General features: G+C 41.6%; 18 protein-coding genes. 16 read left to right on the top strand and 2 right to left on the bottom strand.

The genetic code is table 11. From position 1 onward, the window contains the following. The first annotated feature begins 91 nt into the window (after window positions 1-91). From B7705_RS08130 to yaaA, 4 genes are all read left to right on the top strand, one after another. Window positions 92-502 (top strand): peptide deformylase, encoded by a 411-nt coding sequence (locus B7705_RS08130; protein ID WP_000412254.1) that lies wholly within the window; start codon window positions 92-94, stop codon window positions 500-502. Between the two features lie 11 nt (window positions 503-513). Continuing rightward, window positions 514-2,109 (top strand): hypothetical protein, encoded by a 1,596-nt coding sequence (locus B7705_RS08125; protein WP_000821455.1) that lies wholly within the window; start codon window positions 514-516, stop codon window positions 2,107-2,109. 86 nt (window positions 2,110-2,195) lie between these two features. Beyond that, complete coding sequence (locus B7705_RS08120; protein ID WP_002874755.1) at window positions 2,196-2,327, top strand: DUF3953 domain-containing protein; 132 nt, start codon at window positions 2,196-2,198, stop codon at window positions 2,325-2,327. A gap of 79 nt (window positions 2,328-2,406) precedes the next feature. Then, entirely contained in the window at window positions 2,407-3,135 is a 729-nt protein-coding gene (yaaA, locus tag B7705_RS08115; protein WP_002874754.1) for a peroxide stress protein YaaA, read from the top strand. Window positions 3,136-3,166: 31 nt separating this feature from the next. On the opposite strand, the gene B7705_RS08110 is transcribed toward yaaA, so the two are convergent. Both B7705_RS08110 and B7705_RS08105 read right to left on the bottom strand, forming a co-directional pair. Next, a complete protein-coding gene (locus B7705_RS08110) occupies window positions 3,167-3,715 on the bottom strand; it encodes an NADPH-dependent FMN reductase (protein ID WP_000039627.1) in 549 nt (182 codons plus the stop codon). A 91-nt stretch (window positions 3,716-3,806) separates the two neighbouring features. Continuing rightward, complete coding sequence (locus B7705_RS08105; RefSeq protein ID WP_000816316.1) at window positions 3,807-4,253, bottom strand: MarR family winged helix-turn-helix transcriptional regulator; 447 nt, start codon at window positions 4,251-4,253, stop codon at window positions 3,807-3,809. A 118-nt stretch (window positions 4,254-4,371) separates the two neighbouring features. On the opposite strand from B7705_RS08105, the gene B7705_RS08100 reads away from it, so the two are divergent. The 12 genes from B7705_RS08100 to B7705_RS08045 all read left to right on the top strand — a co-directional run bounded on the left by B7705_RS08100 (window position 4,372) and on the right by B7705_RS08045 (window position 13,671). Then, complete coding sequence (locus tag B7705_RS08100; protein ID WP_070800033.1) at window positions 4,372-4,848, top strand: cell wall elongation regulator TseB-like domain-containing protein; 477 nt, start codon at window positions 4,372-4,374, stop codon at window positions 4,846-4,848. Between the two features lie 10 nt (window positions 4,849-4,858). Then, window positions 4,859-6,037: a pyridoxal phosphate-dependent aminotransferase gene (locus tag B7705_RS08095; protein ID WP_084948904.1), complete on the top strand. Its 1,179-nt coding sequence runs from the start codon at window positions 4,859-4,861 to the stop codon at window positions 6,035-6,037. A gap of 152 nt (window positions 6,038-6,189) precedes the next feature. Further along, window positions 6,190-7,533, top strand: a complete 1,344-nt coding sequence (asnS, locus tag B7705_RS08090) for an asparagine--tRNA ligase (protein ID WP_084948903.1) — start codon at window positions 6,190-6,192, stop codon at window positions 7,531-7,533. Window positions 7,534-7,656: 123 nt separating this feature from the next. Beyond that, window positions 7,657-8,865 carry an MFS transporter gene (locus B7705_RS08085; RefSeq protein WP_084948901.1) on the top strand — a complete coding sequence of 403 codons (1,209 nt, stop codon included), beginning with the start codon at window positions 7,657-7,659 and terminating at the stop codon, window positions 8,863-8,865. A gap of 131 nt (window positions 8,866-8,996) precedes the next feature. Beyond that, window positions 8,997-9,287 (top strand): 30S ribosomal protein S6, encoded by a 291-nt coding sequence (rpsF, locus tag B7705_RS08080; protein ID WP_049530661.1) that lies wholly within the window; start codon window positions 8,997-8,999, stop codon window positions 9,285-9,287. Window positions 9,288-9,298: 11 nt separating this feature from the next. Then, window positions 9,299-9,769 carry a single-stranded DNA-binding protein SsbA gene (gene ssbA / locus B7705_RS08075; RefSeq protein ID WP_000609594.1) on the top strand — a complete coding sequence of 157 codons (471 nt, stop codon included), beginning with the start codon at window positions 9,299-9,301 and terminating at the stop codon, window positions 9,767-9,769. Window positions 9,770-9,800: 31 nt separating this feature from the next. Then, a complete protein-coding gene (gene rpsR, locus B7705_RS08070; RefSeq protein WP_000068664.1) occupies window positions 9,801-10,040 on the top strand; it encodes a 30S ribosomal protein S18 in 240 nt (79 codons plus the stop codon). 225 nt (window positions 10,041-10,265) lie between these two features. Further along, window positions 10,266-10,775, top strand: a complete 510-nt coding sequence (locus B7705_RS08065) for a GNAT family N-acetyltransferase (RefSeq protein WP_084948899.1) — start codon at window positions 10,266-10,268, stop codon at window positions 10,773-10,775. A gap of 81 nt (window positions 10,776-10,856) precedes the next feature. After that, complete coding sequence (locus tag B7705_RS08060; protein WP_084948898.1) at window positions 10,857-12,257, top strand: bifunctional Cof-type HAD-IIB family hydrolase/peptidylprolyl isomerase; 1,401 nt, start codon at window positions 10,857-10,859, stop codon at window positions 12,255-12,257. A 1-nt stretch (window position 12,258) separates the two neighbouring features. Beyond that, window positions 12,259-12,618, top strand: a complete 360-nt coding sequence (locus B7705_RS08055; RefSeq protein WP_000689611.1) for a S1 RNA-binding domain-containing protein — start codon at window positions 12,259-12,261, stop codon at window positions 12,616-12,618. 32 nt (window positions 12,619-12,650) lie between these two features. Further along, window positions 12,651-13,397 (top strand): tRNA1(Val) (adenine(37)-N6)-methyltransferase, encoded by a 747-nt coding sequence (locus B7705_RS08050; protein WP_084948896.1) that lies wholly within the window; start codon window positions 12,651-12,653, stop codon window positions 13,395-13,397. Further along, a complete protein-coding gene (locus B7705_RS08045) occupies window positions 13,387-13,671 on the top strand; it encodes a GIY-YIG nuclease family protein (protein ID WP_084948895.1) in 285 nt (94 codons plus the stop codon). Before B7705_RS08050 ends, B7705_RS08045 begins: the two co-directional genes overlap by 11 nt. Window positions 13,672-13,676: the final 5 nt, after the last annotated feature.

The raw sequence follows: 13,676 nt of genomic DNA, 5'->3' as shown, positions 1-13,676 counted from the left end.
TTCGGATGGCTTTTTTTGCATTTGAGGGAAAGGACTAGAAGTTGCCCCCTTTTGTGCTATAATAAAGTAAAGATGTAAGGAGCGTAAGAGAATGGAAAAGAAAATTGTCCGAGATGTCTTATTCTTGTCGCAGGTCTCGAAACCTGCAAGTCAGGAAGACCTTTATCTGGCTAAGGATTTGCAGGATACCCTGCTGGCTAATCGCGAGACCTGTGTCGGTCTAGCGGCCAATATGATTGGTGTGCAGAAGCGTGTCATTATCTTTAATCTTGGCTTGGTTCCCATGGTTATGTTTAATCCCGTTCTCCTTTCCTACATAGGACCTTACGAGACAGAGGAAGGGTGTTTGTCCTTGACTGGGGTGCGATCAACAACTCGTTATGAAACGATTACGGTTTCCTATCGAGATAGTAAGTGGCAGGAACAGACCATTACGTTAACAGGTTTTCCAGCTCAGATCTGCCAACATGAACTGGATCATTTGGAAGGACGGATTATTTAGGAGGAATTCAGATGAAACGCATACTATTTGAACTTGTTTTTATCGCAACGACCTGGTATATATTTTTACCACCCTTCAATCTGACTAGTTGGGAATTCATCTTCTTTCTCTGTGGGCATTTGGTGGTGATGGGGATTTTGTTTAGTTTCCGCAAGGATACCAATCTCCTCAAAACTGTTCACCTACGACATGGCAAGGCTACCAAAGATCTCAATCTAGAAGGATTCCTTTTTACCAAACTTAGTAGAGGATTGTTTCTGACTGCAGCTATCATTTTTGCCCTTGCTGGTCTGGTAAGCCTAGTAACCTCTAGCTTTTTCCAAGCAAAAAATTATGCTAATGTGGTGTCTATCACAGAAAAAGATTTTAAAGATTTTCCTAAGAGTGATACCAGTAAGGTTCCAATCCTAGATCGGAGCACTGCAGAGAAGATTGGAGATCGTTATCTAGGCTCTCTGACGGATAAGGTCTCCCAGTACGTAGCAGCAGATACTTATACCCAGCTGACGGTTGATGGCAAACCTTATCGAGTAACTCCTTTGGAGTATGCCGACCCGATCAAATGGTTTAATAATCAGTCCAAGGGAATTGGCGAGTATATCAAGGTTGATATGGTGACAGGAAATGCGGAATTGGTGGATTTAAAAACGCCAATGAAGTATTCAGACTCCGAGTATTTTAACCGAGACGTCAAACGTCATCTTCGGATCAAGTACCCAACCAAGATTTTTAAAACGCCCTCCTTTGAGGTGGATGATGAAGGCAATCCTTTCTATGTAGCAACCGTTTATCAAAAGCAGTTTGGTCTAGGAGTTCCTCGCCCTTCGTCTGTTATTATCTTAGACGCCACCAATGGAGAAACCAAGGAATACAGCTTGGATGAAGTACCAGAATGGGTGGATCGTGTCTATCCAGCAGAAGAAACCATCCAGCAAATCAACTATAACGGCAAGTATAAAGACGGCTTCTGGAATGCCTTGATTTCTAAGAAAAACGTTACCCAAACGACCGAGGGCTATAACTATCTTTCTATCGGAAATGACATTTATCTCTACACTGGGGTGACTTCAGCCAACGCTGACGAAAGTAATCTAGGATTTATCCTTGAAAATATGCGCACTGGTGAAATCACCAAGTACAATCTAGCTTCAGCAACCGAAGAATCAGCCCGTGCTTCCGCAGAAGGAGCAGTGCAGGAAAAAGCCTATAAGGCGACCTTCCCTATCCTTGTCAATCTCAATGACAAACCGCTCTACATCATGGGATTGAAGGACAATGCAGGTTTGGTCAAGGAGTATGCTTTGGTTGATGCAGTAGAGTACCAAAACGTCATCGTAGCAGCTACAGTAGATGAACTCCTCAGCAAATATGCCAATAAAAACGACCTCGAGCTGGATAATGAAACGGTAGAAAACATCAAGGGAGTGGTTTCAGACCTTAAATCAGCTGTTATCAAGGGTGACACCGTCTACTTCTTCAAAGTTGATGGCAAGATTTATAAAGTCAAGGCTTCCGTGTCAGACGACCTTCCTTACCTTGAAAATGGGCAATCCTTTGAAGGTCAAGTTGGAAAAGATAATTATCTCAAGACCTTTAAAGTACAATAATACTCTTCGAAAATCAAATTCAAACTACGTCAGCGTCGCCTTGCCGTACTCAAGTACTGCCTGCGGCTAGCTTCCTAGTTTGCTCTTTGATTTTCATTGAGTATAAAAATAGGTTTTCTCAGTTCAAGGAGAAAAAAGATAAATTCTTATCTATCTTAACAAGCTTAGCTGGCACAGCCCTTGTTCTCGTGGCTATCTGGTTAGGATGGCCAAAATAAACAGAGAAACCTCGGTGTGAACCGAGGTTTTTAAGATGAAATTCTTGGTCGTGGTTGAAAAATATGCTACACTAACAATATGAAAATTTTAATCCCGACAGCAAAAGAAATGAACACAGACCATCCTTGTATCGAAGCGCTCCCCTTGAGGGAAGAAAGTCAGGTAGTCCTTGACTCACTGGCGCACTACTCAGCCAGTGAATTAGAGACTTTTTATAAGGTATCTGCCGAGAAAGCAGAAGAAGAGTACGCTCATATTCAAGCTTTAAAAGATCACAGGGCTAAACATTATCCAGCCTTGAAACTTTTCGATGGTCTCATGTATCGTCACATCAAACGAGATGAGTTAACAAAGGCTGAACAAACCTATCTTGAAAATCATGTCCTAATTACCTCGGCTTTATACGGTGTTGTCCCCGCCTTGTCGCCCATGGCTCCTCACCGTTTGGACTTCTTGATGAAGTTAAAAGTTGCTGGGAAGACTTTAAAGAGTCATTGGAAGTCAGCCTACGATGAGGCACTAGAGGATGAGGATTTGATATTCTCACTCCTATCATCAGAGTTTGAAACCGTATTTTCGAAGGAAATTAGAGAAAAGATAGTGACCTTCAAATTTATGGAGGACAAGGCAGGCCAGCTGAAAATCCACTCAACCATTTCAAAAAAAGCCCGTGGTGCCTTTTTAACCGCCTTGATAGAGGGGCAAGTCCATACAGTCGAACAAGCTCGCAAGCTCCGCTTTGCCGGCTTTGACTACCGACCTGATTTATCAAGTGATTTAGAACTCGTCTTTGTGAAACAAGCATAAAACCAGCTCATTCGAGCTGGTTTTTGCTAGATTAGTTGATGGCTACAAGAAGGTCGTCCGCTTGTTTTGCAAGTGATGAAGCAGTTGCTTCTTCTAACACCAATTTTCCGTCTGCCCAAGCAGAGTCATTGACACGAGCAGCTGTAAAATCACCAACGACTTGTGTACGGATAAATGGCAAGAGGTCTTTGTAAATAGCAAAGAGTTGATCGTGACCAGCATTGGCTACAGATGAGACAGTAACAAACTTGTCTTGGAGGGCAGAAGCACCACGTGTATCAGACAAGTCAATGGCGCGAGAGAGCCAGTCAAGCAAGTTTTTCACTGTTCCAGGGATAGAGAAGTTGTAGACTGGAGAGAAGATCCAGATAGCATCCGCAGCAAGGACTGCTTCACGAGCAGCAGCTACAGCTGGATGAGTTGGAACTTCCAAATCTTGGCTGAAGAGAGGAACAGCTGAGTAATCAAGATAGCTAACTTCTGCTTTTCCAGCAAGTGCTTTTTCAGCTTCGAGGGCCATTTGGTGGTTGAAAGAACCTTGGCGTAGTGAACCGACGATAAATAATACTTTTTTAGACATGATGTGTCTCCTTTAGTTTAAAATTCAAAGAGCGAACTCTTTTGTTACCATCCATGTTACAACAAATGATACTAATTAGCAATAATTTTGCTCACAAATTTTTAAATTTTTTTAAAATCTGGATTAAGTCTTCCTTTTCGCCATCTTCCAAGATGCTGAGTGCTTCTACAATCGAATCGATATGGTCAGGAAGAACCTCCTCGATTTTTCTGCGTCCTGCAGGTGTTAATTTCAGGAAAAAGGAGCGACGATCCTTGGGGTCGCAAGTTCTAGAAATCCATCCATCTCGAACCATATTTCGAATGACAACAGTCATGTTTCCAGAAGTGGCCAACATTTTTTCAATCAAATCCTGAATGCGTAGTTCCCCCTTGCTATAGAGGGTTTCCAAAACTGAAAATTGGGTGGGTGTTAGCCCGTGTTCTTTAGCAGCCTTGGCTTCATATGGTTTAAAAGTTCGTATGGCTTTATTGAGGACGATAGCCGTTTTTAAGTCTAGTTGATTATCGGAAATTTTCTCTTTCAAATATTGTTTCATAAGGCTATTTTATCAATAATGAGAGAGAAAAACAAGAACTTATATTTTATAGGAAAAGAATCTTAGAATGTTCCCGTCTTCACTTGTAATAAAGAAGGAGAGATGGTAAAATAGACGAGTGAAACTAAGACAGAAAAAAGCAAAAAACAAGCTACTTTTACAGTATGGAATCGGCATTGCTCTGGTAGTACTAGTCATGACCACTTCCTTCCTTTATCTGATATCACTCAGCATGAAACCCTATCAAGATGCTAGAGTTGAGGGAGAAAAACTAGCCAAGCAGTATGCAGAATTGGAAAAGGCAGATCAGGTTGATTTTTATAATGGACTAGAAGGTTATTACAGCGTTTTAGGACATAATAAAAAGCAAGAGGCCATTGCCGTACTGATTGAAAAGAATGACCACAAGATTTATGTTTATCAGCTTGATAAAGGGATTTCTCAAGACAAGGCAGCGACGATTTCGAGGGAAAAAGGAGCTAGCGACATTGACAAGATTACTTTTGGTCGCTATCAGGACAAGCCGATTTGGGAAGTCAAGTCAGGAAACCAGTACTATCTGGTCGACTTTGAAACAGGAGCAGTGATCCAATAAAGGAGGACATATGAAACTATCCAAACGTGTACTAGAAATGGAAGAAAGCGTCACTCTAGCTAGTGATGCAAGAGCCAAGGCATTAAAAGCTCAAGGAAAGGATGTTCTTTTCTTAACCTTGGGACAGCCTGATTTTCATACTCCTGAAAACATTCAGGATGCAGCGGTAGAAGCGATTCGAGATGGACGAGCTTCCTTCTATACAGTTGCTTCAGGCCTACCAGAGTTAAAAGCAGCGGTTAATACCTATTTTAAACGCCACTATGGGTATTCTGTAGCAGCCAACGAAGTTACCTTTGCCACTGGTGCTAAGTTCTCTCTCTATACCTTTTTTATGGCCGTGGTCAATCCAGGTGATGAGGTCATCATTCCTACACCATATTGGGTCAGCTATGGGGATCAAGTCAAAATGGCAGAAGGTGTGCCAGTCTTTGTCCAGGCCAAGGAAGACAATCACTTTAAAGTAACAGTAGAGCAGCTAGAAGCAGCCCGAACAGATAAGACCAAAGTCTTGGTTCTTAATTCACCATCGAATCCGACTGGTATGATTTACTCTCGTGAGGAACTCATGGCTATCGGAAATTGGGCTGTTGCGCATGATGTCCTTATCCTAGCAGATGATATTTATGGACGTCTGGTTTATAACGGGAACGAATTTGTTCCAATTTCTAGTCTGTCAGAAGCCATTCGCAAGCAAACCATCGTGATTAACGGTGTATCTAAGGCCTATGCCATGACTGGTTGGCGGGTAGGTTATGCTGTGGGAAATCCTGAGATTATCTCTGCTATGAGCAAACTAACAGGACAAACAACTTCCAACCTGACTGCTGTATCGCAATATGCTACCATTGAAGCCCTAACTGGGCCACAAGATTCTGTCGAAATCATGCGCCAGGCTTTTGAGGAACGTTTGAACACTATTTATCCTCTCTTGTGCAAAGTACCAGGATTTGAAGTTGTCAAGCCCCAAGGAGCCTTCTATCTTTTCCCAAATGTTAAAAAAGCGATGGAAATGAAGGGTTATACCGATGTGACAGAGTTTACAACGGCTATTCTCGAAGAAGTCGGTCTTGCCTTGATTACAGGAGCTGGATTTGGAGCACCAGAAAATGTTCGTCTCAGCTATGCCACAGACTTGGATACATTAAAAGAAGCTATTCGCCGTTTGCATCAATTTATGGAAAAATAAAATTTAGAATCTTCGTCGTCTTGGCGAAGATTTTTTGTAACGAAAATCTCACGAATTTTCTCTAGTAGAACCTAGCTATCGCAGTCTATTTATGGTAAAATAGTGAGTAATGATGTCTTCGGACAAGTTAAACGAAAAAAGGAAGATAGATTATGACAAAACGTGTAACAATTATCGATGTAAAAGACTACGTTGGTCAAGAAGTGACCATTGGAGCCTGGGTTGCCAACAAATCTGGAAAAGGGAAGATTGCCTTCTTGCAATTGCGCGATGGAACAGCCTTTTTCCAAGGTGTAGCCTTTAAACCAAACTTTATTGAAAAATTTGGTGAAGAGGTAGGTCTTGAAAAATTTGACACCATTAAACGCTTGAGCCAAGAAACTTCTGTTTATGTGACAGGGATTGTCAAAGAAGACGAGCGTTCTAAGTTTGGTTATGAGCTCGATATTACAGATATCGAAGTTATTGGTGAATCTCAAGACTACCCTATCACACCAAAAGAACACGGAACAGACTTCTTGATGGACAACCGTCACTTGTGGCTCCGCTCTCGTAAGCAAGTGGCTGTGATGCAAATCCGTAACGCTATCATCTATGCAACTTATGAGTTTTTTGACAAGAACGGCTTCATGAAATTTGATAGCCCAATTCTTTCAGGAAATGCAGCAGAAGACTCTACTGAACTCTTTGAAACAGACTACTTTGGAACGCCAGCCTACTTGAGCCAATCAGGTCAGCTTTACCTAGAGGCAGGTGCTATGGCTCTTGGTCGTGTCTTTGACTTTGGTCCAGTATTCCGTGCGGAGAAATCAAAAACGCGCCGTCACTTGACTGAGTTCTGGATGATGGATGCGGAGTACTCCTACTTGACACACGATGAGTCACTTGACTTGCAAGAAGCTTATGTGAAAGCTCTTCTTCAAGGCGTTTTGGATCGTGCGCCTCAAGCCTTGGAAACCTTGGAACGTGATGCAGAACTCTTGAAACGCTACATTGCTGAGCCATTCAAACGCATCACTTACGATCAAGCCATTGACCTCTTGCAAGAGCATGAGAATGATGAAGATGCTGATTACGAGCATTTGGAGCATGGAGATGACTTTGGTTCACCACACGAAACATGGATTTCAAACCACTTTGGTGTACCAACCTTCGTTATCAACTACCCAGCAGCTATCAAGGCCTTCTATATGAAACCAGTCCCTGGAAATCCTGAGCGCGTGCTTTGTGCAGACTTGCTTGCACCAGAAGGATATGGAGAAATCATCGGTGGTTCTATGCGTGAGGAAGACTACAACGCCCTTGTTGCTAAGATGGATGAGCTTGGCATGGATCGTACAGAATACGAATTCTACCTTGACCTTCGTAAATACGGTACTGTACCACACGGTGGATTTGGTATTGGTATTGAGCGTATGGTAACTTTCGCAGCAGGTACAAAACACATCCGTGAAGCCATTCCATTCCCACGTATGTTGCACCGTATCAAACCATAAAATAAATCAAAACGCCCTAGGGGCGTTTTTTCAAAGTAAAAGAAAGAAGAGGTGGAGATCATGTAAAGCACAGATTAACAAGTGACAGACACAAGGATATATACACTTGTTAAAGGAGAAATTATGTTTAAACGAAATTATCGGAAGAATATCGGTCTCATGGCAGGAGTGGAATTTTTTGCTTTTCTGGGCATTACCAGCTTTTGGATTTTATTTCTCAGTCAAAATGGGATGTCACTTTTGCAGATTGGCTTATTGGAAAGCATTTTTCATGCTACCAGTGTCATTTGTGAAATTCCCTCTGGAATGTTAGCTGACCGCTATTCATATAAAACCAATCTGTATTTAAGTCGGATTGCTGGGATTGCGTCGTCTATTCTCATGTTAGTAGGGCAAGGTAATTTTTGGATTTATGCCCTCGCGATGGTGGTGAGTGCCTTGTCTTATAATTTTGATTCGGGCACGAGTGCAGCCATGGTTTATGATTCGGCCGTGGAGGCTGGATTAAAAGAGCGCTACTTGTCTATCTCAAGTTTTATGTCAGGGGTAGCAGAAGGAACTCGGTCTTTGGGGACCGTTTTAGCGGGATTTTTTGTCCATGGTCAATTGCACTTGACCTACTATATCATGATTGCCACTTCTACAATCGTTCTTTTCCTAACTTGGATGCTAAAAGAGCCTAGTGTTAAAGCGCAAAAGTCTGAGCGTCTGACGATGAAAAGGATTATATTGACTGTCAAAGAGGAGTTGCATAGAAATCCCAGTCTTTTTGGCTGGATGATTCTGTCCCAAATTATCGGGACACTGATGTGTATGTTTTATTTTTACTATCAAAATCAACTGCCTGACTTAGAAGGATGGCAAATTTCGATGGTCATGCTGATGGGCAGTGTTTTGAATATCTGGTCAGTTTATCTAGCAAGTAAGATTGGAAAGAGGTATTCAGCCTTAAAACTTTTTCCAATTCTTGTCCTCTTGACGGGAGGAACTTATTTGCTGTCCTACTTTGCTACGCCACTGATTTATATTTTGGTTTATTTGATTAGTAACGCCTTATATGCTCTCTTTCAACCGATTTTTGACAACGATTTACAAAAGCGACTCCCAAGTGAGGTACGGGCAACCATGCTAAGTGTCTACTCTATGATGTTCAGCCTGAGTATGATCGTCATTTTTCCTCTGATGGGGTGGTTGATTGACTATCTAGGATTTGTAGTAGCCTTTCTTTACTTAGGATTCGTTTTAGTACTAGCCAGCTTTTTGCTATTTTTCATTTTGAAAGAGATGGCCGGATCTTTGGAACTAAAAGAGGATGTTATTTCTAAGAAATAGAGTTATTTTTCACTTTTATCTTTTTTACTTGCCATCTATCAGTTTTTCTAGTATAATAGTTAATTGTGAGCAAACCTCACTTACCCCTTGCAAAGACTAGGGGTCATTAGACCAAAAGGAGGAACATATCAATGGCTAAATACGAAATTCTTTATATCATTCGTCCAAACATTGAAGAAGAAGCGAAAAACGCTTTGGTAGCACGTTTTGACTCTATCTTGACTGACAACGGTGCAACTGTTGTTGAATCAAAAACTTGGGAAAAACGTCGTCTTGCATACGAAATCCAAGATTTCCGTGAAGGACTTTACCACATCGTTAACGTTGAAGCAAACGACGACGCAGCTCTTAAAGAGTTTGATCGTCTTTCAAAAATCAACGCTGACATTCTTCGTCACATGATCGTCAAACTTGACGCGTAAGAAGGTAAACTATGATTAACAATGTTGTACTTGTAGGGCGTATGACACGTGACGCTGAGTTGCGTTATACCCCATCAAATGTAGCAGTTGCGACTTTTACTCTTGCAGTAAACCGTACATTCAAGAGTCAAAATGGCGAACGTGAGGCTGATTTCATCAATGTCGTTATGTGGCGCCAACAGGCTGAAAATCTTGCTAACTGGGCTAAAAAAGGCTCTCTTATCGGGATCACAGGTCGTATCCAGACTCGTAGTTACGATAACCAGCAAGGACAACGTGTCTACGTAACAGAAGTCGTGGCTGATAATTTCCAAATGTTGGAAAGCCGTAGCGTGCGTGAAGGACATACAGGTGGAGCTTATTCTGCACCAACTGCTAGTTATACAGCACCTACACAATCAGTACCTGACTTTTCACGTGATGAAAATCCATTTGGAGCAACCAATCCGTTGGATATTTCAGATGATGATTTACCATTCTAATGGACAATTAAAACTATAAAGGAGAAAAAACATGGCTCAACAACGTCGTGGCGGATTCAAACGCCGTAAAAAAGTTGATTACATCGCAGCAAATAAAATTGAATATGTTGATTACAAAGATACTGAGCTTCTTAGCCGTTTCGTTTCAGAACGTGGGAAAATCCTTCCACGTCGTGTAACAGGAACTTCAGCTAAAAACCAACGTAAAGTAACAACAGCTATCAAACGCGCTCGCGTAATGGCTTTGATGCCTTTCGTAAACGAAGATTAAAAAAAAGACCCGGGTGGGTCTTTTTTTCAGGTCCCCCGGACCTCTTTTTCAGCTTCATACGGGCCTTTTTATCAGGTCCTATGAATCTCTTTTTCAGACTTTACAGGACTCTATTAGAAAGGGCTCTCTTTTGATCTAGTAAGATTCTTTTGCCTTACTAGGTTTTTTCTTTTAATTTTTATTATCGTGTTATAATGGTAGGAGAAAGCTTTAAAGGAGCATCTTATGAAGACGACATGTTCAATTAGAAAAATGCAAGAATCTGACATTAAAGATCTATCTCAAGGATTTATCAGCCAAGGTTGGCCAAGTAGAGAGGAAATTTTAACTCTATACTTTAAGGAACAGGAGAGTGGAGAGAGGGAAGCTTTAGTTGCTAATTTTGAGGGTGTAGTAGCGGGGTACATCACTATTTTACCAATTGCCAAGCATGGTCCCTTTGCTGGAATGTCTCCAGAACTTTCAGATTTCAATGTCTTTGAGCCCTTTCAAAATCAAGGTATTGGAAATCTCTTGCTGGAAGAAGCAGAAAAACGAGTTAAGCTCATATCGGATAAGGTGACTCTTGGTGTTGGGCTCCATTCAGGGTATGGACCTGCCCAGAGATTGTACATCAAACGAGGTTATATTCCAGATGGAACGGGAGTTTGGTATCGAAACCAACCGTTGGAAATGAATGCCACTATTCAAAATAATGATGATTTGGTTTTGTACTTATCCAAGGAATTAGAATAAGAGGTAGCAAATTTTTTGGAGATATGGGATTTCTCTACTTTATGGTATAATGGAAAGAGTTAGATTGAAAGAGGTAGAGAGATGGATGCAAAATTAAAATATAAGGCAAAGAAGATTAAGATTGTCTTTTTTGATATTGATGATACCTTGCGTACGTCAAAGGCAGGTTTTATTCCAACTACAATTCCCACTGTCTTTAAACAGTTGCGTGAAAAAGGAATTTTAACAGGAATCGCCTCTGGACGAGGGATTTTCGGTGTCGTACCAGAGATTCGTGACCTCAAGCCTGACTTTTTTGTGACCTTGAATGGTGCCTATATAGAAGATAAAAAAGGAAATGTCATTTATCAAAATCAGATTGAGAAGTCAGATGTAGAGGAGTACATTTCTTGGACGAAGGAAGAGGGAATTGAGTATGGCTTGGTTGGAAGTCATGACGCCAAACTCTCCACGCGAACAGAACTGATCAGTGAGGCTATTGATCCGATTTATCCGAACCTGGGTGTGGATCCTGACTTTCATGAAAAAGCAGATATATACCAGATGTGGACCTTTGAAGATAAAGGGGATGGCTTGCACTTACCAGAGTCTTTATCGGATAAACTTCGCATGGTGCGTTGGCATGAACATTCATCTGATGTGGTACCAATTTCAGGTTCAAAGGCTGCTGGTGTGGCAAAGGTTGTAGAACACCTAGGATTGAAACCAGAGAATGTCATGGTCTTTGGGGATGGTCTCAATGATATGGAACTCTTTGATTATGCTGGAATCAGTATTGCTATGGGAGTTTCCCACGAAAAAATCAAAGAAAAAGCAGATTATATTACAAAAACAGTAGAAGAAGATGGCATTTTTGATGCCTTAGAAGGATTTGGTATGGTAGAAAAAGAATTGCATTTCCCACAAGTAGAAATTGAAACAGTAGAAGGTCCTCTAGCGACTATTAAGACGAATCATGGAGACTTGCGTATCAAGCTCTTCCCTGAACAGGCTCCCAAAACAGTAGCAAACTTTGTCGCTCTTTCAAAAGACGGTTACTATGATGGTGTGATTTTCCACCGTATTATCAAGGACTTTATGATTCAAGGTGGAGACCCAACTGGTACTGGTATGGGGGGAGAGTCTATTTATGGACAGGCTTTTGAAGATGAATTTTCAGAAGAACTTTATAATGTTCGTGGCGCTCTTTCTATGGCCAATGCTGGGCCCAATACCAATGGCAGCCAGTTCTTTATCGTGCAAAACCAACATTTGCCATACTCTAAGAAAGAGATTGCGCGTGGTGGCTGGCCTGAGCCAATCGCTGAGATTTATGCAGAACAAGGTGGAACTCCTCACCTTGACCGTCGTCACACTGTTTTTGGGCAATTGGTCGATGCAGAATCATTTGCGGTCTTGGATGCCATTGCAGCTGTTGAGACAGGCGCTATGGACAAACCAGTTGAAGATGTGGTAATTGAAACGATTGAAATTGAGGATTAAGATGAAAATCGGTGATAAGCTAAATGGGCGTATTACAGGAATCCAGCCCTATGGTGCCTTTGTCGAATTAGAGACAGGGGTGATTGGGTTGATCCATATTTCAGAGATTCGGACAGGATTTATCGAAAATATCTATGAAGTTTTGAAAATTGGTGAAGAAGTGCAAGTTCAGGTTGTTGATTTAGACGAATTTTCAGGTAAAGCTAGTCTATCTATTCGCACTCTGGAGGAAGAAAAACACCAACTACCAAGACGGAGACGTTTTTCAAATGATCGTATCAAGCACGGTTTTGCACCACTTGGGCGAATGATGCCAATCTGGACAAAGGAAGCCCTCAACAATCTGAGAGAGAAAAACTAGTCTATTAGATTTCGTATTTTTAAAATCAATATATGGAAGAACAATTATTAAAACCAGGAGAGCGAATCAATCAGCTCTTTTCGACAGATATCAAGATCATTCAAAATAGAGAGGTGTTTAGCTATTCGGTGGATAGTGTTCTCTTGTCACGCTTTCCTCGCTTCCCTAAACGGGGCTTAATTGTGGACTTTTGTGCTGGAAATGGTGCAGTGGGACTTTTTGCTAGTTCACGTACTCAGGCGCGGATAATATCTGTAGAGATTCAGGAGCGCTTGGCAGATATGGCAGAGCGTTCGGTTCAGTTGAATGGCTTGGAAGAGCAGATGCGAGTCATCTGCGATGATTTGAAAAATATGCCTGCCCACATTCAGGGAAGTAAGGTAGATATGATTTTGTGTAATCCGCCTTATTTCAAGGTGGATCCATATTCCAATCTCAACGAGAGTGAACACTACCTTCTGGCCAGACACGAAATTGCGACTAACTTAGAAGAAATTTGTCGAAGTGCTCAGAGTATTCTCAAATCCAATGGACGTTTGGCCATGGTTCATCGTCCAGATCGGCTCTTGGATATCTTAGACATGCTTCAACGCCACAATTTGGCACCTAAGCGCCTGCAATTTGTCTATCCTAAACGAGAGAAGGAGGCCAATATGCTCTTAATCGAAGCTATCAAGGATGGATCGACAAGTGGCTTCAAGGTCCTGCCACCACTCATTGTTCACAATGATGATGGTTCTTATACGCCAGAAATTCAAGAGATTTACTATGGATCATAAGGCCTATATGTATGTGGTGGAGTGCCGTGACGGTTCTTACTATACGGGCTATACAACGGATGTGAAGAGGCGCCTTGCCGTTCATAATAGTGGTAAGGGAGCCAAGTATACCCGAGCTCGCTTACCAGTCAAACTCGTCTATGCAGAAGGCTTTGCCAGTAAGGAAGAAGCCATGTCTGCGGAGGCTCTCCTCAAACGCAAGAAACGTCCACAGAAAGAACGATTTTTATCTGAAAATCAAGAGAAAAATCTAGTCAATCATATTGATATCTAATGAGG

Source organism: Streptococcus oralis subsp. dentisani, assembly GCF_002096685.1.
GTDB lineage: Bacteria > Bacillota > Bacilli > Lactobacillales > Streptococcaceae > Streptococcus > Streptococcus oralis_AD.
The sequence above is the reverse complement of the archived record's forward strand: the minus strand, read 5'-3'. Positions and strand labels throughout refer to the sequence as shown.